Source organism: Rhodanobacter caeni (genome assembly GCF_039523575.1).
GTDB lineage: Bacteria > Pseudomonadota > Gammaproteobacteria > Xanthomonadales > Rhodanobacteraceae > Rhodanobacter > Rhodanobacter caeni.
This window is the reverse complement of the sequence record NZ_BAAAFO010000001.1, coordinates 269,548-285,875: the sequence shown is the minus strand read 5'-3', so window position 1 is coordinate 285,875 and position 16,328 is coordinate 269,548. Positions and strand designations below refer to the sequence as shown.

Annotated in this window: 12 protein-coding genes, 1 tRNA gene and 1 pseudogene; 1 reads left to right on the top strand and 13 read right to left on the bottom strand. The window is 63.9% G+C overall.

Annotation, left to right across the window (positions count from 1 at the left end):
• Positions 1-9: 9 nt before the first annotated feature.
• From ABD017_RS01400 to pilV, 8 genes and pseudogenes are all read right to left on the bottom strand, one after another.
• Complete coding sequence (locus tag ABD017_RS01400; RefSeq protein WP_343880674.1) at positions 10-264, bottom strand: hypothetical protein; 255 nt, start codon at positions 262-264, stop codon at positions 10-12.
• Between the two features lie 259 nt (positions 265-523).
• Positions 524-643: pseudogene (locus tag ABD017_RS01395) on the bottom strand (prepilin-type N-terminal cleavage/methylation domain-containing protein); the annotation flags it as partial.
• Between the two features lie 62 nt (positions 644-705).
• Positions 706-1,140 carry a DUF4124 domain-containing protein gene (locus ABD017_RS01390; RefSeq protein WP_343879415.1) on the bottom strand — a complete coding sequence of 145 codons (435 nt, stop codon included), beginning with the start codon at positions 1,138-1,140 and terminating at the stop codon, positions 706-708.
• Positions 1,140-1,547: a type IV pilin protein gene (locus ABD017_RS01385; protein ID WP_343879413.1), complete on the bottom strand. Its 408-nt coding sequence runs from the start codon at positions 1,545-1,547 to the stop codon at positions 1,140-1,142. The genes ABD017_RS01390 and ABD017_RS01385 overlap by 1 nt, the downstream gene beginning before the upstream one ends.
• 8 nt (positions 1,548-1,555) lie before the next feature.
• Positions 1,556-7,057: a pilus assembly protein gene (locus ABD017_RS01380; RefSeq protein WP_343879411.1), complete on the bottom strand. Its 5,502-nt coding sequence runs from the start codon at positions 7,055-7,057 to the stop codon at positions 1,556-1,558.
• Positions 7,058-7,067: 10 nt separating this feature from the next.
• Positions 7,068-7,823 carry a pilus assembly PilX family protein gene (locus ABD017_RS01375; RefSeq protein WP_343879409.1) on the bottom strand — a complete coding sequence of 252 codons (756 nt, stop codon included), beginning with the start codon at positions 7,821-7,823 and terminating at the stop codon, positions 7,068-7,070.
• Positions 7,820-8,989, bottom strand: a complete 1,170-nt coding sequence (locus ABD017_RS01370; protein WP_343879407.1) for a PilW family protein — start codon at positions 8,987-8,989, stop codon at positions 7,820-7,822. The genes ABD017_RS01375 and ABD017_RS01370 overlap by 4 nt, the downstream gene beginning before the upstream one ends.
• Positions 8,958-9,497, bottom strand: coding sequence for a type IV pilus modification protein PilV (pilV, locus tag ABD017_RS01365; protein WP_343879405.1), 540 nt, complete (start codon positions 9,495-9,497; stop codon positions 8,958-8,960). Before pilV ends, ABD017_RS01370 begins: the two co-directional genes overlap by 32 nt.
• Positions 9,498-9,733: 236 nt before the next feature.
• Here pilV and ABD017_RS01360 point away from each other — a divergent pair.
• Positions 9,734-9,809, top strand: a tRNA-Thr gene (locus ABD017_RS01360).
• Between the two features lie 65 nt (positions 9,810-9,874).
• Here the strand turns inward: ABD017_RS01360 and ABD017_RS01355 are convergent.
• The 5 genes from ABD017_RS01355 to ABD017_RS01330 all read right to left on the bottom strand — a co-directional run bounded on the left by ABD017_RS01355 (position 9,875) and on the right by ABD017_RS01330 (position 16,194).
• Positions 9,875-10,255 (bottom strand): response regulator, encoded by a 381-nt coding sequence (locus tag ABD017_RS01355; RefSeq protein WP_343879403.1) that lies wholly within the window; start codon positions 10,253-10,255, stop codon positions 9,875-9,877.
• Positions 10,256-11,758 (bottom strand): sensor histidine kinase, encoded by a 1,503-nt coding sequence (locus ABD017_RS16755; RefSeq protein WP_425543639.1) that lies wholly within the window; start codon positions 11,756-11,758, stop codon positions 10,256-10,258. It abuts the gene before it with no gap.
• On the bottom strand, positions 11,755-12,408 hold the full coding sequence (locus ABD017_RS01340) for a TOL_0243 family YfiR-like periplasmic protein (RefSeq protein ID WP_343879401.1): 654 nt from the start codon (positions 12,406-12,408) through the stop codon (positions 11,755-11,757). The genes ABD017_RS16755 and ABD017_RS01340 overlap by 4 nt, the downstream gene beginning before the upstream one ends.
• A gap of 18 nt (positions 12,409-12,426) precedes the next feature.
• A complete protein-coding gene (locus ABD017_RS01335) occupies positions 12,427-14,361 on the bottom strand; it encodes a TOL_0244 family TonB-dependent receptor (protein WP_343879399.1) in 1,935 nt (644 codons plus the stop codon).
• A 255-nt stretch (positions 14,362-14,616) separates the two neighbouring features.
• The gene (locus ABD017_RS01330; protein ID WP_343879397.1) at positions 14,617-16,194 is read right to left on the bottom strand and encodes a GH39 family glycosyl hydrolase; all 1,578 of its coding nucleotides are present in this window, start codon (positions 16,192-16,194) and stop codon (positions 14,617-14,619) included.
• Between the last annotated feature and the right edge of the window lie 134 nt (positions 16,195-16,328).

Here is a 16,328-nt window from a genome sequence, read left to right as displayed (position 1 = left end):
GCAACGCGATCACGGCCCGGTGATGGAGCAGGCGGCACCGGCCGGCAGCTTGGTCGAGGAGACTCGGCCGGAGCTTGCGATATCCAGCTGGATTCCCGGCACCGCCGTGGTGCTGGCACCGATGCTGTCGCTGTCGCCGGACTTGGCACACACGATCACGCTGGTACTGGTGGGCACGGCGCCGACCAGCAATTCGCCACGCGAGTTGAAGGTAAGCGGACCTGCGCTGCCGGCGCGTATCGAAACGCCGGCCGGAGCCGCCACCGAGCGCTGCAGGCTTCCGACAACCGCGGCGTCGTACGCTTCGTTGGGCTTGCTGGCGCTGTAGAGCAGCCATCCGTGATCGTAGCTTTTCCCGGTGTCGCAGGTCGGAAGGCCCGACGATGACGACGACGCCAGGGGGCAGATCGAGACATAGCTGCGCGTGGCCGCCGCCCCGTGCGTACTGCAGATCGGAGCGGATGCTGTTCGATTGCGCCACCGCCCGATTGCGAAGCATGAAATCGCGCATGCTCGGATAGGCGATGGTGGTGAGTATGCCCAGCACGCCCAGTGTCACCATCAGCTCGAGCAAGGTGAATCCGCGGATGCTCCCGCAGGCGGCCGGGCGCGATGCCGACCGCAACCACGCCGGCGTGGTCATCATGGTTGATCGGGTCGCCGTCGCACATGGCGGATTCAACGGTTGGCTGGCTGTCATCGGATTCATCCGCGATCGCAATACTGGTCTATCTGTTTTTGCGCCTCGGCCTTGGCGGCCTCGCGCTGTTCCGTGGAGAGCTTGGTGGCCGTGGTGACGTCGCCCGGATGCTGCAGCGTGCCGGTATCGAGCACCATCGCGGAACCGGAAAGCAGGCGCAGGTTTTCGCGTGCCGTGGCACACGCCTGTTTCGCAAAATCCAGCTTGGCGGCCTGCAGATCGCTCGCTGTGGACGCTGCCGGTGACGCCGCCGTCGCCGCTGCCGAAGGCGCGGGCTGGACGCTGCGCAGATGCAAGGGTTGCGCCTTTACCGCAGGCGGCCGCTGCGCACTGTAATGGGTGACTCCTTTCGCATCGGTCCACTTGTAATAGGTTTGTGCCGATGCGGCGGCCGCCAGCGTCGCCGCCAGCAGCGTCACCACCAGGCGGTGCACCATCATCAGTGTCCGCCCCAGCAGACGTCGGTGGTTGCCGTCCCGCTCGATTCCTTGGCGCCCGACCGATGCAAGGTGAACGCGGTGCAGCCGGTGTCTTCGGTCTGCGTGCCTTGCGCGGTCGCGGTGATCTGGTAATCGGAGCTGCTGGCCGAGGGAATCGACACCGTGAAATAGGCCCCGGCGATACTCGAGTTTGCACCAAGATCGGCAAGGTTGCTGGTGTAGGCGTTGTTGCTGAAGTAGTAATTCTCCTGTCGCGAGGCAATATCCTGCAGCGCTCGCGTCGCCTCGGAGCGGTGTCCCTTCAGCACGTACTGCCTGTACGAGGGAATGGCGATGGCGGCCAGGATCGAGATGATGACCACCACGATCATCAACTCGATCATGCTGAAGCCGCTGGCCCGGTTCATGCCGGTTCTCACTGATTGTCCATCGGTTCGCGCCACGAAATTTCTCCATTGCTGGCCGCGCCCAGGGCGCCGATCTGTTGCAGTTTGGTGCCACCACTGATGCCGAAGGCCGCCGTCACCTTTCCGTTGCCAACGTGCAACACGGGCGAGGATGCCTTGCCGCTGCCCAGGCCCACCTTGCGCGAGATGTTTCCGCCACTGCTCCCGAACGTTTTGGCAAGCGAGGGATCGGCCGTGCCGGTCACGTAGTTCATGCCATACAGGTTGCTGGTGCCAGGCACCGGTACCGGGTTGCACTCGCTCTGTTTGGCCGCCGTCCTGGCCGCAAGGTTGGCCGGGATGTAGCTGGGCGTAAGCAGGATGCCGTTGTAGAGCACCTGGCTGCTGACGATGCGTTCGGACGGCTGCTGCACCGATGCCGACCGGTCACCCGCCGCAAGCTTCATCTTCCAGCCGGAATACGCGTAGCAGCCGGTGTCCTTGTCGATCGAGGTCAAGACGCCTGCCAGGGCATCCAGGGTGGTGGCGTCCTTGAGGGCATCCACGTCCTCTGGCAATCCGCTGATGCTGTTGTCGTCGGCGGCCACCTCGATCGTCGACGCATCGAACAGCGGCCCGGTAGCCGGCATTTCCTTGCAGTCGCTGCTCAGCCAGCTCAGCAGGCTGTTGTCGGAGACGCCGTAGATGTACTGCTGCTGCACGCCCTGGTACGAGGAGCCGCTGTCATCGTTGGTGGTGAACGAGCGGCCGGTGCCGAAATAAACCATCGCGCGGCCCGTGGGGTCCAGCGCCAGGGTGGGCCGGATCGTTACCGGTTGTTCGGTGTCGATCACCTGTTCGAGCTTCCATGTGCCTGGATCGCTGGTATCCGGCACCGTGGCGGCGTTTCCATCCTCGTCCGCCGGCGCCGTATTCATGTCCAGCTTCCACAGGCCGCCGCCGAACACGCCGGTGGCCTTGCTCAGATCCGGATCGCTGGGATTGGTCACCACACCGAAATAGACCGCCTCGGAACTGTTGTTCAGGTCGAAATCGGAAGCCACCATGTCGCCAGCAAAACTGTTGTCCGGGCCGGTGCTCAACGTAGCTACCGCTGCGCTCTTCTTGGCCACGATGTCCGCAAGATCGTAGACCCGAACCTCCAGCTTGCTGCCATTGGCCGCCGCCACCGGCTTGTCGCCGGAGCTGCCGTTGGGGCCGCCATTGTCGACAGGGCCCGATCCGATCGTCAGCAGATAATGCAGCTTGCCATCAGCCTCACGGTGAACCGAGAACGCCGGCGCCGCGGTGGTGTAGGTCCCCATGGTGATCTCGCCCAGCACCGTCGGCGGCTGCTCGGGATCAGTCACGTCCAGAATCACATAGGCCGAATTGGACTGCTCGATGGACGCATTCTTGGCATCGCCCACGGTATCCACGCTGATCGCCCCGCCGCCCAGGCGGAACGGAACCACCATCACCGTGCCCCAGCCGCAGATGTGGCCCTTGCTGTCTGCCGTCGTGGACGTACCGGCCTTGCATGCTGCGGTGGTGGGATCGCTGGTACTGCCGAACGCCTGCACGTCGGATACGACGGGCGCACCATCGACATAAAAGACGTGCGAGTAGTTCTTGTCGGCGAGCCAGCGCAGGTGCGGCAGCAGGTTCTGCGGGATGTAGGCCCACACTTCCTGGCCCAACTGCCAGTTGTTACCCAATGGCACGCTGCTGTTGCCCGTCTTCAAGCCCTTGTCCGCGGGCAACTGGCGCACGATGGACGGGTAGACGATCTTGTCCGGATCGGCGTCGTATTGGCCGGGCATGTAGAACCCGCCATTGAACGCATGCAGCATGCCGTCGTTTGCGCCCACGTACACCATCTGGCGCCGGTCGCGATAGTTCGCGCGGAAAGCCGCGAAGCTGTAGTCGCTGTACAGCAGGTCATACGACTCGGCAGGCGTCCCCACGATCATCGGCGACGAGTCGACAATGTCGCCGAGCCGATACGTGCGTGTCACCGATGCAATGCCCTTGGCCGGATCGCCCGGCGTGGACCCGGTGCGGCTGCGATAGTCGTCGGGATACTCCACGCCCCGTACCCAATTGACCAGCTCCTTGGCCATCACCGGGTCGAGCTCGTTGAGCAGACCATAGTTGCCCGTACGCTTGCCGCTCTTGAACGTGCCGCAGAAGCCCGACGTGGCCGACAACGTATAGACACCTGTGCTATTGCAGCTGGCGTCGTTCCACACGAAATCGGTCTGGGTACCGTTCACGACGGTGCCGGTGGCCGCCTTGCCATTGGGCTTGCTGGTGAGATAGGTAAAGATGTAGCGCTGGCTGTTGCCGGCGAGATCCGTGGCATTCCCATAGCTGCGCTGCTTGGGGAGGTTCGCAATGGCCTTTGCCGCATTGGAGCCCGCCGCGGCCGTGGGGTCATACCAGGCGTTCAGCCAGCTGCCGGCATCCCACGCAGGAAGCAACGGGTTGCTTTCGCTAACCACGGAGCACGCACCGTTGGTCGAGGCATCGAACTCGACGCCCTCGTCCGACTTCGCGGGCGCCACCGAACACCGGTAGCCGGTCATGGCGCCGGCAAGTGCCCCTTCGGACTTGTCGGCACCAGCCACCACGTATTTGGCATCGGGTTGCAGTTGCTGGGTGCCACTGGTGGTGCCTTCGCGCTGGTAACCGTCGTTGTCCGACCAGAAAGCCTGCAGGCTGCCGGTCCATTTGACGTTGTTGCGCTCCTGGTAGTACTGCACCTGATAGGACAAGCCGGTGCCCTGCACGTCGTTGCTGGACGAGGGCGTGGTGGCATTGCCGAAGTTGTTGGCAGACGACGAGGTAATCTGCTGGAACACGGTATTGAGCTGATCCTTCAGCATGCCGGCGTTGCGCGCGAAAAAGTAGTTGGACGGGTTGGGGCTGTCCGCCGGCAGCGTCGGGGTCTCGCCCTCGAATCCGCTGTATTTGGTCGCGTACCACAGCGGCGTTTGCAGGCTGGCGGCGACGTTGGCGCTGCTGCCGAACTGGAAGCGTCGCACCTGCGGCTTGCTGTTGCAGTCCTTGGCATCGGCGAGCAGGTTGCAGCCGAACACCGCGTTGTTGCCACTGTTGATGTAGAGCTCGGTCAACCCGTCGCTCTGCGTTCCGCCGACCTGATAACCCAGGTACATGCCCGCCGAGCTGAACGAGGTCGTCTCGTTGCGAATGATGATGTCGTTGTCGGTTGGCACGAAGTTGAGCGTGCCGTTGGCTTTGCACACCTTGTTCGACGTGTCGTACTCGGCCAATGCCGCCGACTTCGAACCATTGAAAATTTCCGGGTCGCAGATTTTCACGCCGCCGCTGACGATGGTGGACGGTGCATTGCAGCTGGCACCGACGCACCAGGTAATGACGTTGTTGGCATCCATGTCGTGATCGGAGCCGTACTGCGAGTCCTCCCACATGATGTAGTAGCTGCCGACGTTCGGATATGCCGTAGTGGGCGACAGGCCATACACGTTTTTCTTGTTGAGATCGGTGGGCGGCGTGAGGGTCACATTGCCCAGGTAACAGGTGGTGAAGCCGCCCGTATTGGCCGGATCGGCGCGGCAGCTCGGCGAGAGCGAAACGGTCTTGTTGCCCACCACGATATTGAACGCCGGCAGGTTGTCCGACAGCGAGACGCCATACGTCTTCACCCGAAAACCGTCGACCACGCCCGTGGTGCGGATGGGATTGCTGCCATCCACGTTCCAGGCGCCGTAGCTCAAACCGGCCAGCAGGTAACTGCCCTGCTGTCCGGGCGCACCGTTACAGATGCCTACCACATCGGAGAGCTTGCCAATGGTGGCCGGCTGGCAGATGGTCGCGTCGCTGTACTGCGTGCCGGCCACGGTCAGGGAGTTCTGAGCTGGCGCGCCGCCACCAGTCGAACCGTAGTAGGTCGACAGCATGTACTTGCCTTCGATGCCTTCCTTGGCCTGGATGGCATTGGTCAGGTCGACCGGGCTTACACCGGCAACCGTAGGCACGTTCTGTGCGTCGAAAGTGTTGAGGCCGCTGCTGACCAGCACGATCGAGCAACTGGCGCACTCACGGTTGCGGGCGCTGCCGTCGGAGAGTTTTCCGTACGGGTCGACCCAGCTGGGCGTGGGCAGCGTGCCCGTCTCCTTGTTGGGCGCGCTCGCCCCCTTGATGTAGTTCAGCGCCGTGGCGTACATGCTCGCCAGCGGATTGCCAAAATCGGGACAGCGCGTGGGATTGTTCTGGATCGCGTAGCCGCGCGCACCCCAGGGATGGGACGCATCAAGATAACAGCCGTTGCCGGTGGTGCCGTAATTGGTGCCGGTCCAGCCCTTGACCTGCAACTGGTCCAGCGTCATCACGATGCCTTCGGACGGCGTGGTGGAGGCGCTCTTGTAGCAGAAGGTGCCATCAACGTTGGAAAATTCATCACCGTCGCCTGCACCGCTGCCCGCCGCGCAGGCTTTGCCTTCCACGTTGTCCTGCAACTTGCCGATGTTGCGCCGCAGTTGCCCACCGACGCGCGCCTGTGCCGTCGAGCCTGTCACCAGGCCAAAGCGCTTCGCGTTGGAGCCGCTCTTGCTGTACTTCTGCAGCAGGCCTTCGGGCTTGAGCGCGCTGCCTTCGACGACGCAAAACGCCTCGTTGGGCGTGCCATCGGAAAGGTTCTGGCATACCTGGATGCGCGCCGTGTAGTCGGTGGCCGAGGATGGCCGCGCGCTGTCGCCGCCCACCACGCACTGCGTGCCTTCGGTGGACGCCCAATCGCCCCAGGCACCCGCCGCGGCGCGGATCAACGGCGTGGAGCCGACACCCGAGGTCGTGGTGGTTGGCTTGGTCCACGAACCGCTTGAGCCCGAGGAAACGTTGCAGAACGTCATGGCCTTCGTGAACGGTGCGTACTTGCCGATGTCGCTGCCGGTATAGACCTTGGGCCAGGCGTGGATGTCGTTGGGAATCTCGGCGCGCTCGAGCACCGTTTTGGCCGCCGTGTCGACACGCCGTGTGCCACCGTAGAAGGTCCAGCGCAGGATATCGACGCGACTCATCGCCACCCAGTTGAGGAAGTTGCCGCTCCACAGCGTGGTGTTGGTGCCGCTACCGCATTGGTGGCCACCGGCGTTGACCGCGACGCTGGCCTTGAAATAGCCATTCGTCGTGTCGTAGACGTAGCAAATGGCCGGATCGAAATAACCGTTGTATTCGAACGAATCCAGATAGGTGGTATCCACCTTGCCATCGTTGTCCAGATCGGTGTAATCGGGATACGCCTTGTTGAACAACTGCTCGTCGCGCGACATCACCAGCATGATCAGGGGCGGCGGATTGCTCGCCGCCAGCGCGTTGACGCCCGACGGGTAGGCCTCGAAATCCGACATGCCCTTGGCCGAGATCTTGCCCGGCGTAACAAGCGGCACGGCAGGCGCGGCGGAAACGGCCACCAGTGCAAAGCCGCTGATCAACGCGATGGGCAGGCACACCCACAGTGTGCGCAACAACAATTTGAGCTTGGTCATTACCGCACCCTCAATGATCGATATTCAGCTTGTACTGAGCGATGGTGGCGGCCTGGCCGTTGCCGGGCACCTTGGCTTCGCTGCGTATCTGCAGGTACAGCGCGGAACCGCCTTTAGCCGTCCCCACGCCGATGCTGGCGTAGCCTTGTGATTGGGCCGCACCGGAACCCTTGTTGACGGTGACGCCGTCGCGAATCATCGCGACCGTGGTCTTTACCTGGCGATTGGACGCACAACTCGCGCTGCCATCGCTGCAGGTCGTCATGATCACCGAGGGATCCCAGTCGGCTGGCATGTAGTTGTAATTGTCCGCATGGGTACCGCAGGACTGCGGCATGTAGAAGATGACCAGGCCCACACCACCACAGGTCTGCAACCCCTCGTCATCGGTAGTGCCGGGGTCGAGCAGGTTCTTCCACTCCGGGCGATGTTTGAACGTGGCATTCAGGTCGAATGCGCTATCGGGCACCGAGCCTCCCCAGGACACAGGCCAACCACGATTGAATACATGGGCCACCAACACGGTCTCAGGGATCAGGCGCCCGGTTTCGGACGCCTCGAACGCTTGCTCATGCCGTGCCGTCGCCGTGGTCATGCGCGTTTCCAGCAACGTGTCTTTCATGACAACGATCGCCACCAGGCTCAGCATCACCAGAAACACCAGCCCCACGAACAGTGCGACACCCCGCTGCCGCTGCAAGCCGACGACGGCAGCACACATGCCTTGTTGGCCTTGCCCGATTCGTTGCGTCAGCATGATGTTCATCCCCGTACCCGGTTGCGCAGCTGCACGACAAACTCCTGCTTGGCGCGCACGAATTGCGATGCCTTGTCACCACCGAAGGGGGTGAAGTTCGCGCAGCCGGTCGTGGTGGGAGCGGCGTCCTGATTGATGGTGTAGCTGCACGCATTGAGCGTGCCGAGCGTGTAGGGACCGACATGCGGCACGGAGATGTCGCGAACCGAATTCACCGCAATCACCGATACCCGCACCGCCACGACATTGGCCCAGTTGTTGTTGCTCGTCACCGTGGCGGCCGTAGCGTAAGTCGGCACCATGTCGGTCGCCGCCGTGGCAACGCCGTATTCGAATTTGAGCTGTTCGATGCCGTCCACGACGGGCTCGGAAACAAAGTTGCCCGCCGTGTCCATGTGCATGCGCATCAGGGTCGGTACCGGCATGCCGCCATCGGCGGCAGAGGTGCACGTGCTGCCAACCGGTACGCTGCAGGGACGCAGGTAATACATGTCCACCTGGTAGGGGTGAACATAGCGGCGCAGCGAATTGTTGCCGGTCGTCCCTGGTACGGTTCCGGCAAAAAGCCTCGCGGACGAACCCGGTATGGATAGCAGGAATATCTGCTTCGGATGATTGGTGATCGTGGCTGCAACTGCCGGCGCCGCACTGCTGGCCGCGGGGCCCGGCGACAGCACGTCCGGCTCGGCATAACGCAGCACCAGTACATCCGAGCCCTTGAGGTAATTGGCTTCGCCACCGATGCACGCGGCGTCGAGCGGGAAAGCCGCGGCGCCGTCATACCCCACCACCGCGCCGCCATCCGTCACGCTCGACGAGATGGCGGTTGCCCACGCGCCGTCGCAATCGCCCTTGGCCGTGATGGTGCCGCCCGCGCCGCTTGCATCGACGGCAGCCACCTTGTTGCCGCCCCAGAAGTCGACCATGCGCAGCGACCAGCCCAGGCGATCGGAGGCAATGCGCAGGTTTTCCTGCAGGTAATTGTTGCCGGACTGGATCTGATAGGCCTTGCGGTTGGCGACGAAGAGATTGATGAGGCCCGCCACCACGAGCAGGCCCAATACCATCGAAACCATCAACTCGACCAGCGAAAAGCCGCGCGCTCGCAGCGCACCGTGCGCAGTGCGCTCATGGCGGGCCGCCTCAGGGGTGGTAGGCAAAATGGTACGAATCATTTTGTGCAACTCCACTCGCGCTGGCGGACATGCCATTCCAGCTGGATGTGATGATCAGGCTGCCCTTGTCGCTGTCGACCGAGACCGTCGCCAGGGCGCTGCCGTCCTGGCTGCCATCGGCCTTGACCGGCGTGGGCGCGGAGGCTTTCAGTTGCGAGACCCACTGGGCCAGGTCGAGGTGCGCCTGCCGGCAGGCGTCATCGGCACAACCGACGCTGGTGGGAATGGCCGGCCCGCTGTACACGTAATAGCTGTCGCTGAGGTCGCCGTTCTTTGACGGGATAAGGTCGGTGCTTTTCACGCCATAGACCCCCGCAGGGTTGGCGCGCATCGCGTCCGCCAGCGACCGCGCCTGCAACACGGCGACGGTGCGCGCGCCAGCCTGCTTGGTGTACTGCGCGCCCTTGATCTGCATGAGTGCCACGCCCAGCACGCCGATGCTGAAAATCAGCATGGCAACCAGCACCTCGATCAGCGAGACGCCTCGCTGACGCGACAAGACTTGCATGGAAAATTCTCCCTGATACCCCTTCGTGCAATGTACCCGTCGTGGCGGGGCCTGCCAGCCTTGCGCCGACGAGCGGTAGCATCCAGCCGACAAGCGGCCGATGGGCATGGCGAAAACCGGACGGAAGTCTCACTCGTCCCTGGCCGGAAGATCGCTCACACCTCCGCCAAACGCCTTCGCAAAAGCGAAGCGTCTTGCGCGCCCCTCGTGCGCCCCGTAAAATCCGCCGTTCACTCGCCGGAATAGCTCAGTTGGTAGAGCGGCGCATTCGTAATGCGTAGGTCGGAGGTTCGACTCCTCTTTCCGGCACCAGTACATGCCAGACCTGAAGCCCCGGACAGCCAGCGCTTTCCGGGGCTTTTTGTCTGATGGCCCGCTCAACCCCCGAGCGCAGCGGCCACCGTATCGGGCAGGGTGTTCAGCGAAAACGGCTTCTGCAGCACGCAATGCACCTGCGCTTGCAGTACCGCCGGCAGGGATGAGGGCGCGTAGCCGGTCATCAGGATGACTTTCAGATCGGGACGCAGCTTCTTGCCGATGCGGGCGACTTCATAGCCGTCGATGTCGGGCAGCTTGATGTCGCTGAGCAGCAGGTCGATGCGCGTATCGGAGCGCAGGATGTCGACCCCCGCCGTGCCATCGCCCGCTTCGAACACGCTGTAGCCGGCGTCCTGCAGGTTTTCCATGACCAGTTCGCGCAGCAAGGGCTCGTCTTCGACCAGCAGGACATGGGCGGGGGATGGGTTGTCTGTTTGCATTCAGGCTTTCTCGGAAGGGTCGTCGTCAGGAACATGCGGCAAGACAATGGTGATGGTGGTGCCGCGGCCGATTTCGCTGTCGATGCTGGCCACACCGCGCGACTGCACGACGTAACCGAAGATGGTGCTCAGGCCCAGGCCGGTACCCTTGCCCACCGGCTTGGTGGTGAAGAACGGCTCGAAGGCCTTCTGCCGCACCTTCTCGCTCATGCCCACACCGTTGTCGACGACTTGCAGACGCGTGTAGGCGCCGTGGGGCAGATCGTCCATCGGGTTGGCCGCATCGATACGGACATCATCGAGTTGGATGACGATGCGCCCGCCGTCCGGCATGGCGTCACGTGCGTTGCCCACGAGATTCAGGATCGCATTCTCCATTTGATTGGCATCGCACCGCACGAAGCCGCGCGAGTGGAGCTGGTAATCGATTTTGACGTTGGCGCCCACCGAGTGCTCCAGCAACGCGCTCATCCCGCGGATCAGGTGGTCCAGCCGCAGCGTCTTGGGTGACAGCGGTTGCTGGCGCGCAAAACTGAGCAGCCGCTGGGTCAGGCTGGCGGCCCGTTCGACGCCATCCTGGGCGACGTCGAGATAGCGCTTGATGCGGCGCTGTTGCGCCTCGCGACGCTCGATCGCGGCGGCGTCGCGCAACAACGCGGGCGGCTCGCCTGCCGGGTGCGGCCGCGCCACGGCAGTGACGCGTTCATGCGCCGCGGAGGCAGCACCCGTGCTGGTTGGATCGTCCTGCAGCAGCTTGGCCTGCAACTGCGTCAGGCTGGCCTTGATGATCATCAGCAGGTTGTTGAAATCGTGCGCGATGCCTCCGGACAGTTGCCCGATCGCCTCCATCTTCTGGCTCTGCCGCAGCGCCTCCTCGGTGCGGGCGCGCTGCTCCATCTCGGCGCCCAGCCGCTCGTTGGCCTCGGCCAGTTCGATCGCCCGCTTGCGCAGCGCGGCGTGGGCACGGCTCAGAACGCTTTGCGCCATGGCCAAGGCCGAAAGCATCAGCACCGCCATGATGGTCAGCAGCGCCACCCCGCTGTAGCGCGCCAGCTGCATCAACAGTGGCGTTTCCGCGGCCCGCAGGTAGACCCTGCCGACGGTCATGGCCCCTTGCCGCGCCGGCACTTCCACCAGCCGCCGATCGGACGGCAGCCGCTCGTGGTCGCGCAGGCTGTCGGTGATCGGTGCGCTGCCGGCACGCTGGAAACCGGCCACCCGGCCGTGGAATTCGTTGTACACCGCCACCGCATCCAAACGCGGGTCAAGCATCAGCGCGTTGACGTATTCCTGCGCGGCCGCACGGTCATTGAACGCGATGGCCGCGGTCACGCTGGCGGCCAGGATATTGGCCTGCGTCACCAGCTGATGCCGGCGTTCGATGCGCGCCGTTCGGTATTGGTAGGCGGCCGCAAGAGCGCCAGCGACCAGCAGCAGCCCGACGGCCACCAGCATCGTGATCGGCCGGAACACGAACGCCTTGTTGGCTCCGTCTGCGCTCATGGCGGCGGCCTGACCACAAGGGCGAGGTTCAGCAACTTCGAGCTGATGGTGAGGTGGTTGCGCGCGGCGGCGGCGGTGTCGATCTCGAACCTCACCCGCCCCTGCGCGATCACGAACTGGATGATGCCGCCGCGATCCGGCACGTTGGAATCGAGCACCGTCAGCACCGACCGACCCTTCACCGCCTCGAGCGCCTGAGCCACACCCTGCGACGGCACGTGGCCGAGGAAGGCGATCTGGCAGTTCGCGTCAGGTGTCAACGTATCCAGCCTCCGCACTTCGAAGGGATGGTTGCCGAAACGGCGTCCGGCCACGGCGTTCTCGAGGAAATCGCCGAAGGGGTCATCGCCGACGACGCAGATCCTGAACGGCGCGTCCGGCGTGGCGAATTCCTGCGCCGGCCAATTGACGAACGGCGCCAGCTTGTAAAGATAGGTCGCCTTGACCGCGTACTCCAGCGATACGGCCGGTGACGCCGGTGGCGGCGAGGGCATCGCCTGTACCGGCATGGGGCCCGCCGCACACGCCAGCAGCAGCGCAAGCAGGCATGTCATCCGGCACGCGCGAACCCCGCGACCCTCCTCCGGCAACACGCTCCCGTGGACGCGCATGGCGTCCCCGGGCGTGGTGCGGCTGGGCAGGTTCGGCATGGGCGGCAGGTCAGGCGGTCAGAATGTCACGCGGGTGTTGAGCATCACGCTGCGCCCGATGCGATCGCTGTCCGGAAACACGTATTCCTGATGCCAGGGATGCAACAGGCTGAAGCCGGACAGGGACAATCCCCACTGATCGGTCACCTTCCAGCCCAGGCGCGCATCGAGCTCCACGTAGCCGGGAACCTTCGGATCCGGCAAGGCGCCCACCTGGCGCAGGTTGAGCGACAGGGTCCAGCGATCGGAGAAATTCATCAGCGACCGGATGAAGCCATGATGGTCGGGATCGTTACCCGCCTGCGACACACCGAGGAGACCGCTCGCGCCGGGCTTGAAGCGCAGCTTCTGGCGCTGTGCCACAAAACCCGCGCTCAGCTGCCACCAGTCGCGTACGGAGTAGCTGCCCCAGGCCTCCAGACCCAGCGAATGGCCTTCCATGCCGTTGCCCCACAGCAGCGGGAGCAAGGTGGGGGAATATTCCACCGTCTTCAGATCGTCGTACACGTTGTAATACACGGACACCGAAACAGTCGCGCGCATGGCGACCTGGCCACGCCAGCCCGCTTCATAGGCGGTCAGCTTTTCACGCCTGAAATCCGGGTTGCCCACCAGGAAAGTCGTGTCGCCCAGTTTCTCGATGACATCCTGGTCAAACGGCGTGGGCGTGCGCACGGCGCGCGAGGCGGACGTCCACAGCAATACGTTTTCATCCGGTTTCCATGACAACTTGGCGCTGGGCATCAGCGACAGGCCGGAATACGGGTCGTTCTCGGCCTTGACGCCCAACGTCAGGCGCACCCGCGAACCGAGCGCGATCTGGTCCTGCACGAACGCGTTGGCCAGGTTCTGCGTGTTCACCGCCGGATCCCACAGCAATGAACTCTGGGGGCTGATTCGCGGCCTGATGTTGTAGTGGTAGCGGCGATCTCCCGCGCCCCAGACGATCGCCTGCCGTTCGCCCAACGCAAAATGGTGCTGCACCTCGATATCCCAGGTCGTCAGCGCGAAACCGGAGCCGTCGTCACCGCTGCGCGAATGCACGTAGTCGTAATAGGCCTGGAGCTGGAAGCTCGATGTGTCGCTGATCGTGTGCCGCCAGCGGGCCAGCACATCGGCCTCGGTACTGCGCGAATCGGGGCTCGACGGATGCTCCATGCGTCCCTCGTGCGCGTCGCCCTGCAGCATCACGGCATTGCCGCCACCGGCATCCCAGTCCACCCGGAACCCCAGCTGCGGCTTGCGCCAGCCGTCGTGGGCGTCTTGCCCGGCGCTGTTGTCGAACGAGCGGCGGCGGACGTCCCGCGCATAAAGCCGGTAATGCGCGCTCTGCCCCAGCTTGCCGCCGTATTGCACGGCCATGCCGCTTTCCTGATTGCCCGCGCCCAGTTGCAGCACGCCTCCCTGGGTGTCGGCGGCCGCGCGCGTGATGATGTTGATCACCCCATTGACCGCGTTGGCGCCCCACAGTGCACCGCCGGGGCCGCTGATGACCTCGATGCGATCGATGTTCTCCGGCATCACGTACTGGTCGTTCCAGTACATGCCGGAAAAGATCGGCGAGTACACACTGCGGCCGTCGATCAGCACCAGCAGCTTGTTGGGGAAATTCTGCGCACCGTTGTTGCCGCTGAATCCGCGCGCGGTGATGGTGTAGTTGCTCGGGCTGGTCTGGAAGATTTCCAGATTTGGCGCCAGCCGCAGCATTTCCGGCAGGCTGGTCGCGCCTGACCGCAGGATGTCGTCGTGGCTGATCACATACACCGCCGCGGCGGCGTCGCTCAACGGCTCGGGGGTCTTGGCCACCGACGAGACGACCACGTTGCCGAGATCCTCAAGCGAAAGGCTGCCCAGATCCTGCGGCACGGCGTTCGCACAGGCCATGTCGATCGACAGCGCCAGCAAGCTCAATGCCACCGCACCGCGCGGAAGCACGCGCAGCCGTATGCTCATAAGGCCATTCCCCCCGAGAAAGCGCAGCCCTGACGATCCGTGAAAACGATGCTCGCCGAGACGGCCGTGCAAGATACCGTGAACGGTGGCGCGCCGTGAAACACGCCGGCCAGCATAAAGGGGCAGGATGTGAAATCCAGGTGCACGACCGACCATCGGCTCGATGTCACGCGCTGGCTTGTGCCCTTGCCGACGACGGTCAATCGCCCAGGACCGGTCAGGTCAACGGCGGGATGGGCGCAGTTGCTGCGCCGATCAGGGATGCGGCCTGAGCTCCACCAGCACGACGTCGTTGGTCCGCATGGGAAAGGCCACGGTGGCCTGTCCGTCTGTACCGGCCGTCACGGTGCGAAGCTCGGGCTTGTCCATGGTCGCCGCCTGCAGCTGCTGCCGCTGGCCAGGCGTCAGCGATGCCGGGGAGCCCATGCGCAAATAGGCCGTGTAGGCATCGTTGGCGTCATAACCCGTGCGGTAGATCGCGGCCTGGTACGTGCCCGACGGCAGATGCGCCAGGTCGAGCACGACAGACCCATCCTGCCGCGACGGAAGCACCTTCGTGTAGAACGGGCGATTGCTCTGATCCTGCTTCGGTTGCACGAAATTCCACACCAGCGCCTTGAGCACGCCGCCGTCCCAGGTCACGTAACTCTGCGCGTCGGCGGTTTTCAACGCGCTTGCGCCGAGCCGGTTCAGATACTTGTAGGCGAACCAGGCCGGCTTGCGGATGCCCTGCGGATTCATCAGACCGAAGCCGCCCTGGAACGGCGCCGTGGGCGGGCCAGGCTCCTCGAACAGATCGCTGAAGGTCCAGTAGCTCATGCCCTGCGCAAGCCCTTCCGACGCCTTGAGCTTGCCGAGGATGTAGGCGGCACTGACGTACGAGTCATGCACGGGATCGCGCGGCGTGTAGCTGGTGCTCCATTCGGTGAAATACAGCGGCAGGCCGGGCATGGATGAATGCTCGATCTGCTGGCGCACACGACGCACGTCGCCGACGATCGCGTCCGGTGACGGCGAGAGCCTGGTGTCGCTCTGCCCCTGCTCGTCGAGAAAGCCGCCGTCGACACCATAGGTGTGCGTGGTGATGAAATCGATCGGCACGCCAACCTGCGATGCGTGCTCGATCAACTCCGGCACCCAGGCCGCGCCCGCGGTGGCCGGGCCGCCCACTTTCAGCTGCGGATCGACCTGCTTGATCTGGCGCACGGTGGCATCGAAAAGGTCGAAGTAGGCCTCTTGATCGGCACCTTCCCAGAAACCGGCCAGGTTCGGCTCGTTCCAGACCTCGAAATACCAGCGGCGAACTTCCTGTTGGCCGTAGCGCTGTTCCAGGTGGCGCACGAAGGCGGTCACCAGGGCGTTCCATTTCGAAAGCACGGGATGGGAGGTGTTGCCCTTCCAGTAGAAGATCTGCTGATCGGAGGTTTTCATGGCCTCCGGCGTAAAGCCCAGTTCCACGAACGGCCGGATGCCCATCGCGAGCAAGCGGTCGTAGAGATGGTCGATGCCGGACCAGTCGTAGACCGGCTTGCCGTCGACCTCGCGATAGGTACCGAGCACATCGTGAAAGATGGCGTGGAAGCGGATGTAGCGAAAACCCAGCTCCGCCCTGGCGGTCCGAAGCTGGGCCAGGCTGTCCTCGCGCCCCAGCGTGCCGGGGTAGTCGGAGCCGACGGAGAAATTGAAGAAGCGATCCAGCGGCGAGGTCTTCCCCTGCACATCGACGTCGATGTGGCGAACGCCCTGCGCCGCCTGGACGACGGGAGCCAGGCAAGCCAGCAACACGACCAGGCTGCAGGTCACGATGGAGCGGCGGAAAGTTGGCATGTTCATGCCGCCAGTAGAGCAAAAGCGGGGCAGCGATATCCGGCAGCGGCTTTTGCGATTTTGACCAGCCCGCCATCCGGGGTCGCGCCAACCCGCATGTGGCGTCCTCGCGCACGTGCGGTGAATCCGAAACCCTTCGT